The following is an 18,782-nucleotide window of genomic DNA, read 5'->3' on the forward strand; positions in this document are numbered from 1 at the left end:
GGCCTTGCTGGCCCAGTGCGAGCCGGTGGCGTTGCCGGTGCTGGAGCACGACATGGCGGGGCTTCAGGCGCGCATCGCGACCGCGATCGAGTTCATCGAAAGCCTGCCGCGCGCGGAGATCGACGCGGCGGCGGAACGGAATGTCTTCTTCAAGCTGAAGAACGGCACCGAGCTGCCCTTCACCGGGCGGACGCTGCTGCTGACCTTCAGCGTCCCGCAGTTCTTCTTTCACGTCACGACGGCCTACGACCTGTTGCGGCACGCCGGCGTCGAGCTGGTGAAGCGGGACTTTCTCGGCCCGCGCGAGCGCTAGAGCATGATCCGGACCCGAAGGACCGCGTCAGCGCAAAGTGCGAAGTGGTTTTCCGGCGAGATCATGCTCAAACAAAAACCTAGAGCGCGATGATCGCGCTTTAGGCTTCGCCCTTGCGCTCGTAATCGGCGAGCGAGCTGCGGCCGGCGATCTCGCTGCGCAGCTCTTCGAAGCGCCGGTGCGCCTCGTCCTCCTGCGTGTCGACGAAATGCACCGCGGCCTCGCTCGTCATGGGGCCGCTGACCACGGGGACGGATTGCTCGCCGATGGTCTCGTGAACGTAGAACTGGTCATCATCGCCGCGATGGACTGTCCATTTGAGCCGGATCGCGACCATCGGGCCGGGGCCGACCTTGCTGTAGCCGTCGGCATCGGTGTGCTCCGGCACCAGCGGCTGCTCTTCGACCACTGGATGCTCTTCGATTGACGGATGCTCGTCGACTGACGGATGCTCGTCGACGACCGAATACGCGTCGACGACCTGCTGTTCGTCGGAGTCGATATGCTCGCGCTCTCCGGCGACCACGATCTCGGTCTCGGTCTTGCGAATGACGAGAACGGGCTCGGGGTGCTCCAGGATGCTGGCGATGGTCGCCAGCGCGTGGTCGGTCGGGTCGATCTCTGACAAGGGTCCATCCTCCAGCTCGACGCGCCGGCCAGTCTGTCCCACCGCCGCCGCGCTTCCGGCTCCATTACGCGCGCTTGATTAAGGCTGAGTTGGGGCTCGATCTGCACCAAAATGGGACGCATTCTGGCCTTCCGAAGGCGGGCGGGATTGCCCGCCCGACCCTGGGTTCGTTCAGCCCAGCACATCCTGATTGATGACATTCTGCCTGATAGGATCGCCGTCCAGCACACTCAGGATGTTGCGCGCGGTCTGCTCGCTCATGCGCTGGACCGCCTCGACCGTAACGCCGGCAACGTGCGGGGCGATGATGACGTTGGGCAGGGCGAACAGTGCATTGCTGACCGGCGGCGGCTCCACCTCGAACACGTCGATGCCGGCGCCGGCGAGCTTGCCGGAGACCAGGGCGTCGTAAAGCGCGGCTTCCTTCACGATGCCGCCGCGTGCCGTGTTGATGAGATAGGAATTCGGCTTCATCCGGCCGATCCGCGCCGCGTCAAACAAGCCGATCGTCTCCGGCGTCTTCGGGCAGTGGATGGTGACGAAATCGGCGTGAGGCAGTGCGGCATCGAAGTCAGTGACAGGTTCGCAGCCGGCAGCCTTGATCTCAGAGGCAGGCTTGTACGGATCGTAGACCTGCACGTTCATTTCCATCGCGAGGCACCGCTTGGCGGTACGGCTGCCGATGCGACCGAAGCCGATGACCAGTACGGTCTTGCCGTAGAGATCGAACGGCAGCATGCCGAGCCGGTCCGCCCATTTGCCGTCCTTGACGCAGGCGTGCAGCTCCTGCGCACGCTTGGCGAGCGTCAGCATCATGAACAGCGCCGCTTCCGCGACCGAAGGAGAGTTCGCGCTGCCCGCAACCATCAGCGGCACCTTGCGGCGTGAGAGGGCGGGCACGTCGACGGCGTCATAGCCGACGCCGATGCGGGTCACCACCTGCATGCCGCGGGACGCCTCGAGCTCGGTCTCGCCGAAAGCGGTGGCGCCGAGTGCCACGCCGTGGACCGGCGCATGGCTCTTCAGCAGGGCCTCGAAATCCCCAGCCGAGATCAGGTTCGGAAACTCGACGAGCTCGATATCGTCCCGCTGGGTGAGGAGGGCGCGTGCCCCTTGCGACAAAGTTTGCGTAACGAAAATCTTCTTCTTGTTGGTCGCCATCGTCCCCTGCCTGCGCGAGTTTCTTGGGCCGGCGTCACAACACGACGCCGGTCGCCTCGTTTAGCAGGTGCATATTATTGAGGTCCATCGCCAAACGCATGGGTGCCCCGTCCTTGGCGCCGGCGTTGGGATTGACGCGGCCGCACACCGGCGTGCCGTCAAGCCCGAAATAGACCAGCGTCTCCATTCCCATCGGCTCGGTGACGTCGAGCACGGTGTCGAAGCTCTCGACGCCCGGCTCCAGATGCGAGTGCGACTCGGTGAGATGCTCGGGCCGGAGGCCGAGCAGCAGCTTGTCGGTGCGCGGCAGCGCATTGTAGCGTGCGGCACGGGCCGGCGGCAGCGCAAAGGCGATGCGGTCGGTGAGGCGGATCTGAAGCGTGCCGCCGACGTCCTCGAGCCGGCACGGCAGGAAATTCATCGCGGGCGAGCCGATGAAGCCCGCGACGAAGCGCGTTGCCGGCTTGTGATAGAGCTCGTTCGGCGTGCCGATCTGCTCGATGCGCCCTTTGTTCATCACCACGACGCGGTCGGCCAGCGTCATCGCCTCGACCTGGTCGTGGGTGACGTAGACGGTGGTGGTGCGCACCTTCTGGTGGACCTTCTTGATCTCGATCCGCATCTGCACGCGGAGTTTCGCGTCGAGATTGGACAGCGGCTCGTCGAACAGGAAGACCTTTGGATTGCGCACGATGGCGCGGCCCATCGCGACGCGCTGGCGCTGGCCGCCGGAGAGCTGCTTCGGCTTGCGGTCGATCAGGTCGGTGATGTCGAGGAGGCGGGCGGCCTCCGTCACCCGCGCCTTGATCTCTGCCTTGGGATAGTGCTTCAGGCGCAATCCGAATGACATGTTCTCGGCGACCGTCATGTGCGGGTAGAGCGCGTAGTTCTGGAACACCATCGCGATGTCGCGGTCTTTCGGTGGCACGTCGTTGACGACGTCGCCGTCGATCATGATGTCGCCATCGCTGATTTCCTCAAGCCCTGCGATCATGCGCAGCGTCGTCGACTTGCCGCAGCCGGAGGGGCCGACCAGCACGATGAACTCATGGTCGGCGATGTCGAGATCGATGCCGCGCACGGCTTCGACATCGTCGTAACGCTTAACTACTTTCCGCAAAGCAACGTCAGCCATCAGACATCAACCCTTTGTCGCGCCGGCGGTCAGGCCGGCAATGTAGTAGTCCATCAGGAAGGCGTAGATGACCAGCGGCGGCGCAGCGCCGAGCAGCGCGCCGGTCATGATCTGTCCCCAGTTGAACACGTCGCCCTTGATCAGCGTGGTGGTGATGCCGACCGGCAGCACCAGCTGGTCCACCGACGTCGTGAACACCAGGGGATAGAGGAACTGTGCCCAGGACACCGTGAAGGCGAAGATGGTGGCGGCGATCAGCCCGGGCAGCGCCACGGGAATGAAGATCCGCGTCAGCGTCTGCAGCCAGGAGGCGCCATCGATGAGGGCAGCCTCATCCAGCTCCTTTGGGATCGAGGCGAAATAGCCGATCATGATCCAGGTACAGAATGGCACGGTCAGCGTCGGATAGATGAACACCAGCACGTACCATCTGTTGAGCAGCGTGATGCCGGTCAGCTCCTGGACGCCCCCGAGCACCTTGAACAGGGGGATGAACAGAAGGCTGTCCGGGATCAGGTAGGTGAGGAAGACGCCGGTGGCCAGCGTCGCCGAGCCCCAGAACTTCATCCGGGCCAGCGCGAAGGCCGCGGGGATGCTGATCATCATGGTCACGATCACCACGATGATCGAAATGATCGACGAATTCCAGAAGAAGCGCAGAAACTGGTTCGAGCTCAACAGCTCGACATAGTTCGCTAGCGTCGGATGAAACACCCACCAGGGGTTGGTCGCCGCCGAGATCTCCGCGCTGCTCTTGAGCGAGGTGATCAGCATGTAGACCGGCGGCGTCAGGAAGAAGATGGCGAACAGCACCAGGAAGAAATAGGACCAGCGCAGCGCCCAGACGCGGTCGCGGCTCATGCTGCCGTATTTGATCTTGCGGGACGGTCCGGCTTTGTCGACTGCGAGCGTGCTCATCAGGCTTCGTTTCCGCGTTTGTTGACATCGCGCAGGATGAAGATCGCCGCGACCGCCAGGATCGGCACCATGAACAGAGAGACGCAGGCGCCGAGCGGGATGTCGCTGCTCTGGATGCCGACCTGGAACGCCCAGGTGGCGAACAGATGCGTCGTATCCAGCGGGCCGCCCGATGTCAGGATGCGCACGATGTCGAAATTGGCGAAGGTGACGATCAGCGAGAACAAGGTGGTGATCGCGATGATGTTGCGCATCATCGGCAAGGTGATGTGCCAGATCTTCTGCCACCAATTGGCGCCGTCGATCTCTGCGGCCTCGTACAGCTGGTCGGGCACGGATTTCAGCGCGGCCAGATACATGATCAGGAAGAACGGCGCGCCGTACCAGACGTTGACGAGGATGACGGAGAAACGCGCCCAGAAGGTGTCGCCGAGCCAGGGGATCGGCCCGACACCGAAGAAGGACAGCGTGTAGTTGAAGGCGCTGTAGGAGGGGTCGAACAGCCACAGCCAGGCCAGCGTGCTCATGGCCGGCGGGATCACCCAGGGTACCAGCAGCATGCCGCGCCATTTGCGTTGTTTCTTGCCCGGGATGTTGTGGACGAAATGCGCGACGATGAAGCCGATCAGCGCCTTGAAGATCACGGCGGTGACCGCGAAGATGCAAGACTGCCGCACCACCATCCAGAACGTCTCGCGCTTGAACAGGAAGGTGAAGTTGCTGAGGCCGACGAACTTGGTCATCGCCTTGTTCAGCGTCGCGAGGTGGACCGAGTAGAGAGCGGGATAGAGCACGAGCAGCAGGATCAGGAGGATCAGCGGCAGCGTCAGGAAAAACGCAACCGTCGATTTTCGCCCGAGCGCGTTGCGCAGGCTCGATCCCTTTCGCGCGCCCCTTGCACGGACGACGCGAGCTTGCTCGACGACGACATCGGCCATGTCAGCTTCCTTAAGTCAGCTTTCTTTCAACTCTCCAACCGCGAAGCCGGCAAAGGCTCGGCTTCGCGGTCACGCGGATTGGAGGACCGGATACGGGCGGCTCACGCAACGTGGCGCGAACCGCCCCTGTCACACCCCGGCCTAGCTCCGCATGAAGCCTTCGCACTCGCCCTCGGCCCAGGCGAGCGCCTGATCCATCGTCTCGCCGCGCGCGAAACGCAGCGCCATCTTGGTCAGCGTCGCCTGGAAGTAGATCTGCTGTGCGATCTTGGGCGGCGCCGGTGACGCCGCGATCGACAGGGTCTGATGCCTGTGCGGGTCCGGGTAGTGATAGAGCGTTCCCTTCGGCGGACCTTCCTCCTCCCAGGTCTTGAATTTGTTCATGTTCGCATAGGCCGGCAGGTCATAGCCGCCGCTCACCGCGACGAACTTCTCGATCGACGAGGGCGATGACATGTGAACCAGCAGGCTCTTGGCCGCCTCCTTGTTCTTGCCGAAGCTCCAGACGCCCCAGAAGTAAGGCAGGTACGGCGCAAACCGTCCCTTCGGCCCGGACGGGAAGCCGTGCGTCCAGCATTGCTCGGCAACCTGCGGCGCATCGCGCTTGGCAACGGCCCAGGCGCTCGGCGGATTGAGGATCATCGCGCCGCGGCCGGAGATCAGCCATTTGTTGTTCGAGGCGTCGTCCCAGGACGGCGCGTCCGACGGCAGAAACGCGATCAGCTTCTTGTAGAACTCCATGGCCTGGCGAACTTGATCGGTCTTCACCGTGATATCGCCCTTGGCGTTGACGAGCTCGGCGCCGAACGATTGGAAGATCGCGCCGGCGGTGTCGACGCTGTCGGTGGTTTCGCCGAGACCGATGCCGAACGGAACGCCGGCCTTGTGGCAAGCCTCGGCTGCCTTCAGGAAGGTTTCCATGGTCCAGTTTTCGACCTTGGGCGCGCCGCCTGCCGGATACATTTCCTGCACGTCGATGCCGGCATGCTTTTTCATGAGATCAATGCGGGAGCAGGGGCCCTTGATCTGGCTGCCGGGTGTCGCGGGCACTGCGAGCCATTTGCCGCCCGACTGCCCGAGATATTTGACGGTGCCGTTCACCTCGCCATTCTGCTTGAGAAGCGGCTCCATGACGTCATTGAGCGGCTCGAGATTCTCGGAGTAGGCCTGCGGCCACCAGCTCGGCATCTGAAGAATGTCGTGACCGGACTTGGCCTGGGCTTCGGCCGCGGCGGTCAGCTCGATCTTCTTGTTGTTACTGGTGATGTAGTCGATGGAGACTTCGACCTTCTCCTTGGCGGCCCATTCGTTGACGAGATCGGTCGAGGCCTTGTTGGCGCCCGGTACCCAATGGTCCCAGAAGCCGATCGAGAGCTTGCCAGCGGCGTAAGCGCCGCGGACATAGGGCGCCGTGATCAGCGCCGCAGAGGACATTGCAGTGGCAGCCACAAATTGACGTCGCGTCAGTGTCTTGCGTGACATCTCGTTTCCTCGCCTGGGTGTTTGTTGTTGGAGTTTCCTCTGAGAGACTTTCTTGTTGAGTTCTTGTTGTCGGATTTTCTTATTGGTGCCGTCGGTTGACGTGAACAATTCACGCAGGCCGCAGCAAATTGGTAGCGCGATCAGATCATGATTGATCGCCTCTGTCGAGAAAGCCGAACGGCTCCTCGTCTAGAACTAAGGGTGTGCCCTGTCCGTCTTGATGCACGTCGGGACCATGCGTCGCGCGTCAACGCAAATGTTCATTTTGCGATGCACACTTCGTGCGAGCGAGCCCTCGCACGATCCGTGCGCAATTACGCCGCAGTTTCGAATGAGCCTGCATAACCGCTTCGCGCGAAAGACTTTTCGGGCGTGGACAGCAATCGGCCGCGTCTGGACCTTGGCGCGGAGGAAACGATAGAGTTGCAATTGGCGAGGGCTCTCGCCCGACAGGCCAGTCAGATCGACGATGGAGACGAGAATGATCAACCCGGCGCCGTCAGCGCGGCTTCACATGCGGCGATGGTTTGCGCTGGGGGCTGTGCTCGCGCTGCTGCTCGGCAACGCCGCGGCGGCCAATGCTCAAGGGCTGGTCAAAGGCGTTCAGGAAGGTGCGGCGGCCGGGAACAAGGCGGCAGGTCCGGTCGGTGGCGTGCTCGGCGGCGCAATCGGCGGCGTGGTCGGCGTCTTCACCGGCGTGCTCGGCGTCGGCAACAACAATGGCAATCAGGCCCCGGCCGCCAAGGACGCGGGCAAGGACGCTGGCAAGGATGCCAAGCAGCAGGGCGCGGCCAAGGACAATGCCAAGAGCGGCAAAGCGGGCAAGGGCGCCAAGGCGAGCAAGGAGGCGAAGAACGCACCGCAGGGCAAGGACAATAAAGACGTCACGGTCCTCACCCAGCCGGGCGCGCCGCAGCAGACCGCCGAACAGATCGTCGCCAACAGCGATGCCTATATCGAGCGGATCAAGACCGAGCTGAACCTCACGTCCGATCAGGAGAAGCACTGGTATGGCTTCTCGAGCGCCATGCACTACCTGGGGCATAATGGCGCGGAGCGGCTCAACTTGCGGGTGGCGCGCGCCAAGCGGGATCCGCCCGACGACATCATCGAGCAGATGCGCAACGAATCGCAGTTCCTGATCGACCGGGCCGCCGACCAGCGCAATGTCGCCGACGCGGCCGAGCCGCTCTTTTCGAGCCTCGATGACAAGCAGAAGCAGGTCTTCATTCAGGAGATGGTGCGCCTGAGCCACGAGCGCGGATTGGATTGATCAAGTTGAATCGGATCGGGCGCGTCTGAATTAACGGCGCCCGCCACGAATTCGTGAATCCTCTCCACAATTGATGTATGGTTAGCTTTGCAAGCTGACTGCGGGGTTGATATGGCGGACGGACTCTCCGTTTTCCTGGTCGAAGACGAGGCGCTGATCCGGATGATGATCGCCGACATGGTGGTGGAGCTCGGCCACCACGTCGTTGCGGAAGCGGACAATGTCCGGGACGCCAGCGCGTTCGCCATGACCGCGCAATACGATCTGGCCATTCTCGACATCAATCTCATGGGCGTCTACGTCGATCCCGTCGCCGACCTGATCGAGCGCCGCGGCAAACCGTTCCTGTTCGCTACCGGTTACGGCCCCGAGCTGCTGCCGTCCTTGCTCCGGCGCAGGCCGATCCTGCGCAAGCCGATCGCAATGGATCAGCTCAAGGCGATGATCGATTCGATGTTTCCAGGAGCCCCCGTCAAAGCGCAGCACTAGTGACGGTGCAGACGCCGCGCTGGCAACGGCGCAGACGCCGCGCTGGGCGACGGCGAAGTCGCCGCGCGGAGATTGCCAACGAAAATGGCCGCCCGTCAGGGGCGGCCATCTGGCGATGGACTTTGTCGCGGTCTCACATCAGGCCGGCGCCGAGGTCGATGCCGTGCGCCATCAGGCCGAACGAGGCGACCAGGCCCGCGCAGCAGGACAGCAAGATCGTCTTGAAGGACGAATCGGCGAAACGCGTTTCGACGACGGCCGGCATCGCGGCGATCGAAATCATGCTCATGTTCATTGCCCCCTGTGTTGATCCTGAATTGCATCAGGTGAGGGAACACTTAGAGCAAAAAGTTTGACGTCGGATTGCGGGAAATCGTTAATGGAATTGCAATCGTTTCCCGCGTTCGCGCCTGCCGCAGCCGGATTGCAAGTCTCAGTTGCGACCGTTCCTCAGCACCGTGGCAATGGTATGGGCCGTCATGGCCGCACGGTCCGAAGCGCGCTGAGCGGCCAACCGGTCTCGCGCCTTTTCCTCGATCAACAGGTCGATCAGGGCCTGCCGCTTGTCTTCATTGTCCGCCTCGCTCAGCAGACGGTGATAGCGGTGATAGTCGAAACCCAGATCCTGCTTACGCATGTTACGCCCCCGCAACTACGCCACACACGGCCTGATTGTTTCTCATCGGGAACATGCAGGCAAGCGCGTTCATGCGTGGAACCGCACGTGCGCTGAATCAACTGTGAATATTGGAACCGGCGAGCAGAGAGGACGCCTCAATCCACGTTGTGGTCGGCGAACATCTTCAGGCCGACGAAGCTCGCATCGGGCTTGATCACGAGCCGGGTTGGAATGTTGCGCAAATAGTCCTGGAACCGGCCCTTGGCTTCGAAGCGTGCCCGGAACGCGGAGGCCATCAGGAACTCGGGAAAGCGCGGCACGATTCCGCCGGCAATATAGACACCGCCGCGGGCGCCGAACGTCACCGCAAGATTGCCGGCGACTGAGCCAAGGATGGCGCAAAACATCTCCAGCGTCGCGCGGCTGATGGGACAACTCCCCTCCAGGGCGGCTTTGGTGATGCCGGCAGCATCGCGCTGCGGCACCTGAGCGCCGTCGATCTCCGCCAAGGCTTCGTAGAGATTTTGCAGCCCGGAACCCGAGAGCGCGCCACGCTCGATGGAGACGTGGCCGAGGCGTCGGCGCAAGCACGTGATCACCCGTTCCTCGCGCTCGTTCTCCGCCGGCAGCGTCGCGTGTCCGGCTTCGGTGACGACGGCCAGTCGCGCGCCATGGCGGTCGACCAGGCAGGAGACGCCAAAGCCGGTTCCGGGTCCGACCACCAGCAACGGCTCGCCGGGCAGGCCATCTTGTCCACCAAGCGGGATCAGATCGGCAGGCTGCAACGCGGGCAGGGACCAGGCGACCACCTCGAAATCGTTGAGCACGTGGACGCTGTCGAAGCCGAGAGCCGGTTGCAACTCGTTGCCGTCGATGACCCAGGGACTGTTGGTCATGACGCAGCGGTTGTTGGTGACCGGACCCGCGACGGCCAGCACGGCTCTTTGAGGCGGCCTGCCGCCCGACCTGCGTGCCAGGACGTCCGAGATGGCTTCCCGGACGGTCGGGAAGTCGGCGACCTTCACATAGTCGATCGGTCCGATTTGATCGAGATCGCCGCCGCCCAATTCGCTCTGGCTCAGCGCAAAGCGCGCGTTGGTGCCGCCGATATCGGCGAGAAGAATCTGTCCTGTCCTGCCGATATTCATGACTTCGCGGCTGCCACCGCCTTCCGGCCGCGCCAACCCTGTCCTCCACGCCTTTGACCCCATCCGCCCTGTCGGACAGTGCGAGAATCCGCCCTTGGGTGCGCCTAGTCAACACGGACGAGGCCAAAGCGTTGCATCCTGTCCGTCATCCGGTGACCAATTCGCGCAGGCCTCGCACGGTGCCGCCGGTTGCGAAGCAGCGCGGGAAGGCCGACACTGAGGGGACGGGTCTGGCACCGGCGCACCCGGCGCATCGAACGAGACTGGCGATGAAGATTTCCGACTGCGACGTGCTGCTGGCGATCGACGTGCAGAACGATTTCTGCACCGGCGGAGCGCTTGCCGTTCCCGGCGGCGAGAAGGTCGTGCCTGCGATCAACCGAATCGCCCAAAAATTCGCCAACGTCGTGCTGACTCAGGACTGGCATCCGCACGACCACGTCTCGTTCGCGCCGAACCATGCGGGCAAGCAGCCGTTCCAGACCATCGAGCTCGATTACGGCACACAGGTGCTCTGGCCGGCGCATTGCGTGCAGGGCACCTCGGGCGCCGAATTCCATCGCGATCTCGACGTCGTCAGACCGAGCCTCGTGGTGCGCAAGGGGTTTCGCCGCGGCATCGATTCCTATTCGGCGTTGTTCGAGAACGACCATCGGACGGCGACGGGTCTGCTCGGGTATTTGCGCGAACGTGAGCTGAAGACCGTCTTTGTCGCCGGTCTCGCGCTGGACTTCTGCGTCCGCTTCTCGGCGGAGGATGCGCGCAAGGCGGGGTTGGAAGTTGTCGTGATCGAGGACGCCTGCCGCGCTATCGATCTCGACCGCTCGGCAGCCGCGGCCCATCAGAGTTTTCGGGACCTCGGCATCTCCGTCGTCGGCCTCGAGGCGTTTCTGTAAGGACTCGAGAAAGTCATGGTGGAAAAGATCGGCAAACAGCCGGGCGGACCGGATCATGCCCCTGACGAGCCGCTGCTCTGGCCGTTTACGGCGGCCCGGCTCGCCATGGACGCTTGCTTCTGGTGGGTCGAGCGCGGCCGGGCAGAGCAGGATGAGCGCAAGCTGCCGTGGACGACGCCCAACAGCGTTGCGCTGGAGCTTGGGACGATGCGCCTGCGCGATTGCACGCGGACGCGGTCCGGCCAGCCGGTGCTGGTCTGTGCGCCCTATGCGCTGCATCGGGCCCTGATCGCCGATTTCGCGCCCGGACACAGCGTGGTGGGCTCCCTGCAAGACGGCGGCATTGACCGGATCTATCTCACCGATTGGCGGTCATCTACGCCGGACATGCGCTATCTCTCGATCGACAGCTATCTTGGCGATCTCAACGTCGCCATCGACGAGATCGGCGCGCCGGTCGATCTGGTCGGCCTCTGCCAGGGCGGCTGGCTGTCGCTGCTCTATGCGGCGCGCTTCCCGGCCAAGGTGCGGCGGCTGGTGCTGGTCGGTGCTCCCGTGGACCTGTCGATCGATTCCTCGTTGTGCCGGCTCACCCGTAACGCACCCGAGATGGTCTACGACCAACTCGTCGCACGCGGCGGCGGCAATGTCAGCGGCGGGGAGATGCTCCGCTTGTGGTCCAAGGCGCCAACCCGCGACGATATCGTAGCGGCATTGCAGAGAGACCTGTCGGACGAGGAGGGCGCGGCCCTGATCGCGCGCTTCGACCGCTGGAACGCGGAGACGCTCGATCTGCCGGGCAAATATTATCTGGAGGTCGTCAACCGGGTCTTCCGGGAGAACCAGATCGCCGGCGGCAGTTTTGTTGCTCTTGGCCGTACTGTCGATCTGAACGACGTCAAGGCGCCGGTCTTCCTGCTCGCCGGGCTCGACGACGACGTCGTGCCGGCGGCGCAGGCGCTCGCCACCGCTGGTCTCCTCGGCACGCCGCCGGCCTTCATTGCGGCGGCTTCCGAGCCGAGCAACCACCTTGGCCTGTTCATGGGCGCGCGCACCCACGCGCATGCCTGGCCCCGGATCGCCGAATGGCTGCGCGACGACCTGTCCGGCGTGCTGGCCCGCAGCGCCTGAACTCGCCAGGCGCCGGGCAGGCCATCCTGCAAATCCGTTATGCATGACGGCGGATGGCCTGCACGGGCCCCGGCCAATGGGCTACATATGGTCCGGAGCTGACGGTTTCGGCAGCGAAGGATCAAGGGTACTGCGCTCGATGACTTTCCACTCGATCTACGCCCACGGATTTGCGCGCGTGGCGGCCTGTGTCACCACGTCCCATGTCGCCGATCCCTCCGCCAACGCGAAGGCCGTGCTGGCGGCGGCCAATGCCTGCCACGAGCAGTCGGTGTCGGTCGCCGTGTTTCCCGAACTGTGCCTGTCCGGCTATGCGATCGAAGATCTGGTCAAGCAGGATCCGCTGCTCGATGCGGTCGAGCGCGGCCTTCTGGGCATCGTCGACGCCTCCGCAGGACTGATGACGGTCGTGATCGTCGGCGCACCGCTGCGCTTTGGTCATCGCATTTACAACTGCGCCGTGGTCATTCATCGCGGCAACATTCTCGGCGTGGTACCGAAGACTTACCTGCCGACCTACCGCGAATTCTACGAGGGCCGGCATTTCGCCTCCGGCGCCGGCATGGTCGGAGAGACGATCTCCTTTGGCGGGCTGCATGCCCCGTTCGGCGTCGACCTCCTGTTTTCGGCCGAGGACGTGCCGGGCCTGACCATCGGCGTCGAGATCTGCGAGGACATGTGGATCCCGGTGACGCCGGCGTCCGAGCTCGCACTTGCCGGCGCCAGCGTGCTGATCAATCTCTCGGGCAGCCCGATCACGATTGGCCGTGCGCGTTCGCGTGCGCTGCTGTGTCAATCGACGTCGGCGCGTTGCCTCGCGGCTTATGTCTACGCGGCCGCCGGGGCAGGGGAATCGACCACCGATCTCGCCTGGGACGGCCAGACCTCGATCTACGAGAACGGCGTGCTGCTGGCCGAGGGCGAGCGGTTCCGGCAGGGCGGCCAGATCACCACTGCCGACATCGACCTCGACCTGCTGAGGCAAGAGCGCGTGCTGATGGGCACGTTCGACGACAACCGCCGCCAGCGCGAGGCGTTTTTCCGCAAGGTGACATTCGCGCTGAAGCCTCCGGCCGCCGACATCGGTTTCCTGCGCAAGGTCGAGCGCTTTCCGTTCGTGCCGAGCGACGAGAGCCTGCTCGAGCAGGATTGCTACGAGGCCTACAACATCCAGGTCGCAGGCCTCGTGCAGCGCATGCGCGCCACCGGCACCAAGCGCGTCGTGATCGGCGTCTCGGGCGGGCTCGATTCCACCCACGCCTTGATCGTGGCCGCCAAGGCGGTCGACTTGCTCGGTCTGCCGCGCGAGAACATCCTGGCCTACACCATGCCGGGCTTTGCCACCGGCAGCGAGAGCAAGTCCCATGCGCTGGCACTGATGCAGGCGTTGCACACGAGCTGGCAGGAGCTCGACATCCGCACCACGGCGACGCAGATGCTGAAGGACATCGGCCATCCCTTCGGCCGGGGCGAGAAGGTCTACGACGTCACCTTCGAGAACGTGCAGGCGGGCCTGCGCACGGATTATCTGTTCCGGCTCGCCAACCATCACGGCGGCATCGTGATCGGCACCGGCGACCTCTCCGAGCTCGCGCTCGGCTGGTGCACCTATGGCGTCGGCGACCAGATGGCGCATTACAACGTTAACTCTGGGGTACCGAAAACGCTGATCCAGCACCTGATCCGCTGGGTGATCTCGTCGAAGCAATTCAGCGACGACGTCAACCGCACGCTCGGCTCGATCCTGGTGGCCGAAATCTCGCCCGAGCTCGTGCCGGTCGAGGCCGGCGAGAAGCCGCAGAGCACGGAAGCGGCCGTCGGTCCGTACGAGCTGCAGGATTTCAACCTGTTCTACACGCTGCGCTTCGGCATGCGTCCGTCCAAAATCGCCTTCATGGCCCAGCATGCCTGGAAGGACGTCGCCAAGGGCGAATGGCCGCCGGCATTCCCCAACGACCGGCGCAAGGCCTATGCGCTTCCCGAGATCCGGCGCTGGCTCGAAGTGTTCCTGCGCCGCTTCTTTGCCTTCAGCCAGTTCAAGCGCTCGGCGATGCCGAACGGCCCGAAGGTCTCGGCCGGCGGGTCGCTGTCACCGCGTGGCGACTGGCGCGCGCCGTCGGATGCGAGCGCGACCGCGTGGCTCGAAGATCTCGAACGGAACGTGCCCAGCTGATCGGGGCGCGGATCGACATGGGGAGATGATCGGATGTCGGCCGGGGACAGGGCGGAAGCGGGCGGAGAGGCCGGGGTCGTCAACGGCCTCTACATCTTCGACATCGAGATGCGTGACGGCAAGCGCGGGCAGGCCAGAGGCGTGGTCGTGCTCAGCGATGGTCGCATCATGGGCGGCGACAGCTTCTTCTACTACACCGGCAGCTACACGTTCCGGAACGGCAAGTGGCGGGGCGACATGATCGTCAATCAGCACACCGAGGCCGTCGGCAGGACGCTCGCGTTCGGCGGGCGGGAGGTCACTTGCGGTTTCTCGGGTGATTATTCCGCCGGTGGCGCCGAGGTCGAAGGCATGGCGCTGGTCGGCAAGACCACCGTGACATTCACGGCGCGCCTCACACTCAAGGACGCAATGTGAACCCGGCGTGATCGGCTCTCGTTCCTGCTCAGGAACCTTCGCACCCACAGAACGTTCGCGTCTGTTGTTGCGAATTGTCGAGGAGAGGGACCATGCGCAAGCACTTGATGTTATCGACTGCAGCTATCGGACTGATGCTCGCGTCCGGCTTCGCCTACGCTCAGGCACCCGGTGAGCGCAGAGACGAGCCGAGACGGACCGAGGAGCCGGCGAAAGGCGCTGCGCCGCAGCGGGGCGGCGCCCAAGAACGTGTTCAAGAGCGCGCGCAGGGCGCCCAGGAGCGAGTGCAGGGCGCGGGCCGAGAAGAGAAGGGCGGCCCGGCCAAGCAGGAGGCGAATGATGACAAGCGCCAGCCTGCCAATTCTGCCGAGCGTAACCAGCCGAAGGCTAGGGATCAGGCACAAGAATCCCGCGAGCCTGCGCGCGATCGCAACCGTGAAGCCGAGAGCGCGAAACCGGGACGCGACAGCAAGAGCAGCGCTGAGACGAAGCAGGACAAGTCAGCGCCGCAGAAATCAACGGCCGAGTCCGAGAAGTCCAAGACCGGCCCGGCTGGCCAGCAGAACGAGCGCACTGGGGCAACGGCCAACCAGAACGAGCGCAACCAGGCCCAGCCGCCGCGCAATGCCGCCGAGCAACAGCCGGCGCAGCAGAACAACCGGCCGGCCACCGCGACGGACACGAACCGGACGGCTCCGACCAACAATGCTCAGACCGCGCCTGCTACCTCGGGCACGCAGACCAATCAAGCCAATCGGACGATGCAGACCAACACGCAGGTCAATCAGCAGACCCAGGTGACGTCCGAGAAGCAGGTTCGGATCTCCGAAACGGTCAGCCGCGCACGCCTGGCGCAGCCGGAGCGCAATCTGAACATCTCGATCCGGGTCGGCGAGACGATTCCGCCGCGCGTGCGTCTCCATCGGCTTCCGCCCGAGATCGTCTCGATTGAACCGGAATATCGGGACTACGAGTACTTCGCGACGGATGACGAGGTCGTCATTGTGGAGCCGCGCTCGCATCGCATCGTCAGCCAGGTGCCGCGCGATCCGTCGCGGGCCCGCGCGCAGATGGGCGGTAGCGCCGGCCAGAGCCAGAGCATGGCGGCGACCGGGGCAAGCCCCGTTAACTGCCAGATCATGCGGCGCGACGCCTCGGGCAATGTTGCCCAGGCAGAGCCCACAACCGTGGGATCGACCGCGCGCACCGATTCCGTGAGCGTGATTGTCCAGATGCCCGGCGGCGGCTCGTCCGCGCCGATCGCCCTCGGCGCTCCCGCGGGCAATATCGTGGTCGCAACGCAAGGGCAGGGCGACTGCACGGTCACACTCGAGCCGCAGCCGCGCTAGCCGAAGAACACGCTGAAACGACAACGCGCCGCCCGGATGCCCCTCCGGACGGCGCGTTGCTGCGTTTAATCCAAAAAGTTTCGAGGTCCGGAGTGCCTAGGAGTCCGGACCTCGTCACCTTGCCCCAGCCTTCAATCCCCCGCCCCATGTGGTCCCCCAACCCCATGTAGCGCGATCAGAGGGTGATGCCCGTGGAAGTGGCCGCCGATCGATGTCCCGCGATGTACGCGACATCGCTATAGGACTCCATTCCGGATCACTACGGACACAGATACCGCTTGCCATGTGCTCGTTCGGCATCGGTGGTTTGATGGCTGTTGCTCGATCCGCAGCACGCGATCGACAGGATGTCCACATCTCCCAGCGCTGCAGAACCTCGATTTCACCGGCCTGTCATTGAACTGGTCTAGCGCTGCTCCGGTCATCGCTGACAGCCAAGGAGCAAGCCATGTCGAAGCCGGTGCTGGGTGCTGCATTGTCCATCAAATCGATCCCCGCGCATCGCGACTGGCTTCTCGAAAGGCCGCGTGATCTCGAAATCCAGGATTTCTTCCGCGCGGATCTGCTCGATAGCGATTGGCGCAGCACGGCTGGCGAGATCAAGCAGATGCTCTCAGGCCATACCGGCCGGCTGGGCATCCACGGCCCGTTCTGGGGCTTCAAGATCGACAGCCACGATCCCATGAGCACTCGCTACCACGTGGGCCCCGGCTCTGCAGCGCATCGTCGTAGAGACGCTGCGCTGCGTCCGGAGGACGTCAGAGAGCCCGCGCCGGAAGCAGGGGAGACTTGCACGGGGGCAATCGGGGCCCTTTCAGGGCAAGTTCCCGTTGCGTGGCGGCACCCCGTGCGCTATCCGGCCACAAAGGCCTGAGGCGGCTCCATATTTTCCCGCCCGGCCGGTCAAACCGAGGACGGAAACCGCCATGCCAGCCTATCGCTCCCGCACCACCACCCACGGCCGCAACATGGCGGGCGCCCGCGGCCTCTGGCGCGCGACGGGCATGAAGGACGGCGATTTCGGCAAGCCGATCATCGCCGTCGTCAACTCCTTCACCCAGTTCGTGCCCGGCCACGTCCATCTCAAGGACCTCGGCCAACTCGTCGCCCGCGAGATCGAGCAGGCCGGCGGCGTCGCCAAGGAGTTCAACACCATTGCAGTGGATGACGGCATCGCCATGGGCCATGACGGCATGCTCTACAGCCTGCCGTCGCGCGAGCTGATCGCCGACAGCGTCGAGTACATGGCCAACGCGCACTGCGCCGACGGCCTCGTCTGCATCTCCAACTGCGACAAGATCACGCCCGGCATGCTGATGGCAGCGCTGCGGCTCAACATCCCCGCCGTGTTCGTCTCGGGCGGCCCGATGGAGGCCGGCAAGGTCAAGCTGGAGGGCAAGACCAAAGCGGTCGACCTCATCGACGCCATGGTCGCGGCGGCCGATTCCAAGGTCAGCGACGAGGACGTCAAGGTGATCGAGCGCTCGGCGTGCCCGACCTGCGGCTCATGCTCGGGCATGTTCACCGCCAACTCCATGAACTGCCTGACCGAGGCGCTTGGCCTCGCGCTGCCCGGCAACGGAACGGTGGTCGCGACCCATGCCGATCGCAAGCGCCTGTTCGTCGAGGCCGGCCACACCATCGTCGATCTCGTCCGCCGCTATTACGAGCAGGACGATGCCTCCGTGCTGCCGCGCAACGTCGCGAACTTCAAGGCGTTCGAGAACGCGATGACGCTCGACATCGCGATGGGCGGCTCGACCAACACCGTGCTGCATCTGCTCGCCGCCGCCCATGAAGGGCAGGTCGAGTTCACCATGAAGGACATCGACCGGCTGTCGCGCCGCGTGCCCGTGCTGTGCAAGGTCGCGCCGTCGGTGGCCGACGTTCACGTCGAGGACGTACATCGCGCCGGCGGCATCATGGGCATTCTGGGCGAGCTCGACCGCGCCGGCCTGATCGACACCTCGGTCTCGACCGTGCACGCGCCGACCATGAACGAGGCGCTGGAGCGCTGGGACATCAAGCGGACCAAGAGCGAGACGGTCCGCACCTTCTTCCGCGCCTCGCCCGGCGGCATCCCGACCCAGGTCGCCTTCAGCCAGGAGCGTCGCTACGACGAGCTGGACGCCGACCGCGAGAAGGGCGTCGTGCGCAACCTCGAGCACGCCTTCAGCAAGGACGGCGGCCTCGCCGTGCTCTACGGCAACCTCGCGCAGGACGGCTGCATCGTGAAGACCGCGGGCGTCGATGCCTCGATCCTGAAATTCGAAGGCCCCGCGCGCGTGTTCGAAAGCCAGGACGCCGCCGTCGAGGGCATTCTGGGCGGCAAGGTGGTCGCCGGCGAGATCGTGGTCATCATCTACGAAGGCCCGCGCGGCGGCCCCGGCATGCAGGAGATGCTGTATCCCACGAGCTATCTGAAATCGATGGGCCTCGGCAAAGCCTGCGCGCTCGTCACCGACGGACGTTTCTCCGGCGGCTCCTCGGGCCTCTCGATCGGCCACCTGTCGCCGGAAGCGGCCGAAGGCGGCAACATCGGTCTGGTCCGCACCGGCGATCGCATCGCGATCGACATCCCGAACCGCAGCATCAGCCTGGAGGTCTCCGATGAGGAGCTAACCCAGCGCCGTGCCGCGGAGGAGGCGAAGGGCGACGCCGCCTGGCAGCCGGCTGCGCGCAAGCGCAACGTCTCGACCGCGCTGCAGGCCT

General features: G+C 64.4%; 18 protein-coding genes and 1 pseudogene. 10 read left to right on the forward strand and 9 right to left on the reverse strand.

Annotated features, from left to right (window positions below):
* On the forward strand, positions 1-313 hold a 313-nt coding region (locus MOV74_RS11335), incomplete at its 5' end, for a DUF1993 family protein (RefSeq protein WP_246921546.1).
* 100 nt (positions 314-413) lie between these two features.
* Here MOV74_RS11335 and MOV74_RS11340 read toward each other — a convergent pair.
* The 6 genes from MOV74_RS11340 to MOV74_RS11365 form a co-directional block, all read right to left on the reverse strand.
* Entirely contained in the window at positions 414-941 is a 528-nt protein-coding gene (locus MOV74_RS11340) for a hypothetical protein (protein WP_246921550.1), read from the reverse strand.
* A gap of 171 nt (positions 942-1,112) precedes the next feature.
* Positions 1,113-2,102 carry a hydroxyacid dehydrogenase gene (locus MOV74_RS11345; RefSeq protein WP_246921553.1) on the reverse strand — a complete coding sequence of 330 codons (990 nt, stop codon included), beginning with the start codon at positions 2,100-2,102 and terminating at the stop codon, positions 1,113-1,115.
* Between the two features lie 34 nt (positions 2,103-2,136).
* Complete coding sequence (locus MOV74_RS11350; protein ID WP_246921556.1) at positions 2,137-3,237, reverse strand: ABC transporter ATP-binding protein; 1,101 nt, start codon at positions 3,235-3,237, stop codon at positions 2,137-2,139.
* Positions 3,238-3,243: 6 nt separating this feature from the next.
* Positions 3,244-4,155 (reverse strand): carbohydrate ABC transporter permease, encoded by a 912-nt coding sequence (locus MOV74_RS11355; RefSeq protein ID WP_246921559.1) that lies wholly within the window; start codon positions 4,153-4,155, stop codon positions 3,244-3,246.
* Positions 4,155-5,093: a carbohydrate ABC transporter permease gene (locus MOV74_RS11360; protein WP_246921562.1), complete on the reverse strand. Its 939-nt coding sequence runs from the start codon at positions 5,091-5,093 to the stop codon at positions 4,155-4,157. The genes MOV74_RS11355 and MOV74_RS11360 overlap by 1 nt, the downstream gene beginning before the upstream one ends.
* A 141-nt stretch (positions 5,094-5,234) precedes the next feature.
* Positions 5,235-6,575: an ABC transporter substrate-binding protein gene (locus tag MOV74_RS11365; RefSeq protein WP_246921566.1), complete on the reverse strand. Its 1,341-nt coding sequence runs from the start codon at positions 6,573-6,575 to the stop codon at positions 5,235-5,237.
* Between the two features lie 481 nt (positions 6,576-7,056).
* Between MOV74_RS11365 and MOV74_RS11370 the strand changes: the two genes are divergently transcribed.
* Complete coding sequence (locus MOV74_RS11370) at positions 7,057-7,848, forward strand: Spy/CpxP family protein refolding chaperone (protein WP_246921569.1); 792 nt, start codon at positions 7,057-7,059, stop codon at positions 7,846-7,848.
* 111 nt (positions 7,849-7,959) lie between these two features.
* A complete protein-coding gene (locus MOV74_RS11375) occupies positions 7,960-8,337 on the forward strand; it encodes a response regulator (protein WP_246921571.1) in 378 nt (125 codons plus the stop codon).
* A gap of 133 nt (positions 8,338-8,470) precedes the next feature.
* On the opposite strand, the gene MOV74_RS11380 is transcribed toward MOV74_RS11375, so the two are convergent.
* The 3 genes from MOV74_RS11380 to glk form a co-directional block, all read right to left on the reverse strand.
* Positions 8,471-8,626, reverse strand: coding sequence for a hypothetical protein (locus MOV74_RS11380; protein WP_246921573.1), 156 nt, complete (start codon positions 8,624-8,626; stop codon positions 8,471-8,473).
* A gap of 144 nt (positions 8,627-8,770) precedes the next feature.
* Positions 8,771-8,974 carry a hypothetical protein gene (locus MOV74_RS11385; RefSeq protein WP_246921575.1) on the reverse strand — a complete coding sequence of 68 codons (204 nt, stop codon included), beginning with the start codon at positions 8,972-8,974 and terminating at the stop codon, positions 8,771-8,773.
* A 137-nt stretch (positions 8,975-9,111) separates the two neighbouring features.
* Complete coding sequence (gene glk, locus MOV74_RS11390) at positions 9,112-10,104, reverse strand: glucokinase (protein WP_246921593.1); 993 nt, start codon at positions 10,102-10,104, stop codon at positions 9,112-9,114.
* 269 nt (positions 10,105-10,373) lie between these two features.
* On the opposite strand from glk, the gene pncA reads away from it, so the two are divergent.
* The 7 genes and pseudogenes from pncA to ilvD all read left to right on the forward strand — a co-directional run.
* Positions 10,374-11,000 (forward strand): bifunctional nicotinamidase/pyrazinamidase, encoded by a 627-nt coding sequence (gene pncA, locus MOV74_RS11395; protein WP_246921577.1) that lies wholly within the window; start codon positions 10,374-10,376, stop codon positions 10,998-11,000.
* A 15-nt stretch (positions 11,001-11,015) separates the two neighbouring features.
* Positions 11,016-12,131, forward strand: coding sequence for an alpha/beta fold hydrolase (locus MOV74_RS11400; protein WP_246921579.1), 1,116 nt, complete (start codon positions 11,016-11,018; stop codon positions 12,129-12,131).
* Positions 12,132-12,270: 139 nt separating this feature from the next.
* Complete coding sequence (locus MOV74_RS11405; RefSeq protein ID WP_246921581.1) at positions 12,271-14,304, forward strand: NAD(+) synthase; 2,034 nt, start codon at positions 12,271-12,273, stop codon at positions 14,302-14,304.
* 33 nt (positions 14,305-14,337) lie between these two features.
* Positions 14,338-14,721: a GrlR family regulatory protein gene (locus MOV74_RS11410; RefSeq protein WP_246921585.1), complete on the forward strand. Its 384-nt coding sequence runs from the start codon at positions 14,338-14,340 to the stop codon at positions 14,719-14,721.
* Between the two features lie 134 nt (positions 14,722-14,855).
* On the forward strand, positions 14,856-16,070 hold the full coding sequence (locus MOV74_RS11415) for a DUF1236 domain-containing protein (RefSeq protein WP_246921588.1): 1,215 nt from the start codon (positions 14,856-14,858) through the stop codon (positions 16,068-16,070).
* Between the two features lie 448 nt (positions 16,071-16,518).
* A pseudogene (locus tag MOV74_RS11420) lies at positions 16,519-16,755 on the forward strand (sugar phosphate isomerase/epimerase); the annotation flags it as partial.
* A gap of 241 nt (positions 16,756-16,996) precedes the next feature.
* Positions 16,997-18,782: dihydroxy-acid dehydratase (gene ilvD / locus MOV74_RS11425; RefSeq protein ID WP_246921591.1), on the forward strand; the 1,786-nt coding region annotated here is incomplete at its 3' end.

The organism is Bradyrhizobium sp. SHOUNA76, from assembly GCF_023006445.1.
GTDB lineage: Bacteria > Pseudomonadota > Alphaproteobacteria > Rhizobiales > Xanthobacteraceae > Bradyrhizobium.

What these genes read in the sequence shown, in the direction of transcription:
- MOV74_RS11370 (WP_246921569.1), top strand. Translation starts at nt 7,057, where the DNA reads ATGATCAACCCGGCGCCGTCAGCGCGGCTTCACATGCGGCGATGGTTT.
- MOV74_RS11355 (WP_246921559.1), bottom strand. Translation starts at nt 4,155, where the DNA reads ATGAGCACGCTCGCAGTCGACAAAGCCGGACCGTCCCGCAAGATCAAA.
- MOV74_RS11360 (WP_246921562.1), bottom strand. Translation starts at nt 5,093, where the DNA reads ATGGCCGATGTCGTCGTCGAGCAAGCTCGCGTCGTCCGTGCAAGGGGC.
- MOV74_RS11410 (WP_246921585.1), top strand. Translation starts at nt 14,338, where the DNA reads ATGTCGGCCGGGGACAGGGCGGAAGCGGGCGGAGAGGCCGGGGTCGTC.
- MOV74_RS11345 (WP_246921553.1), bottom strand. Translation starts at nt 2,102, where the DNA reads ATGGCGACCAACAAGAAGAAGATTTTCGTTACGCAAACTTTGTCGCAA.
- MOV74_RS11385 (WP_246921575.1), bottom strand. Translation starts at nt 8,974, where the DNA reads ATGCGTAAGCAGGATCTGGGTTTCGACTATCACCGCTATCACCGTCTG.
- MOV74_RS11380 (WP_246921573.1), bottom strand. Translation starts at nt 8,626, where the DNA reads ATGAGCATGATTTCGATCGCCGCGATGCCGGCCGTCGTCGAAACGCGT.
- MOV74_RS11405 (WP_246921581.1), top strand. Translation starts at nt 12,271, where the DNA reads ATGACTTTCCACTCGATCTACGCCCACGGATTTGCGCGCGTGGCGGCC.
- MOV74_RS11400 (WP_246921579.1), top strand. Translation starts at nt 11,016, where the DNA reads ATGGTGGAAAAGATCGGCAAACAGCCGGGCGGACCGGATCATGCCCCT.
- MOV74_RS11415 (WP_246921588.1), top strand. Translation starts at nt 14,856, where the DNA reads ATGCTCGCGTCCGGCTTCGCCTACGCTCAGGCACCCGGTGAGCGCAGA.
- pncA (WP_246921577.1), top strand. Translation starts at nt 10,374, where the DNA reads ATGAAGATTTCCGACTGCGACGTGCTGCTGGCGATCGACGTGCAGAAC.
- MOV74_RS11375 (WP_246921571.1), top strand. Translation starts at nt 7,960, where the DNA reads ATGGCGGACGGACTCTCCGTTTTCCTGGTCGAAGACGAGGCGCTGATC.
- MOV74_RS11365 (WP_246921566.1), bottom strand. Translation starts at nt 6,575, where the DNA reads ATGTCACGCAAGACACTGACGCGACGTCAATTTGTGGCTGCCACTGCA.
- glk (WP_246921593.1), bottom strand. Translation starts at nt 10,104, where the DNA reads ATGAATATCGGCAGGACAGGACAGATTCTTCTCGCCGATATCGGCGGC.
- MOV74_RS11350 (WP_246921556.1), bottom strand. Translation starts at nt 3,237, where the DNA reads ATGGCTGACGTTGCTTTGCGGAAAGTAGTTAAGCGTTACGACGATGTC.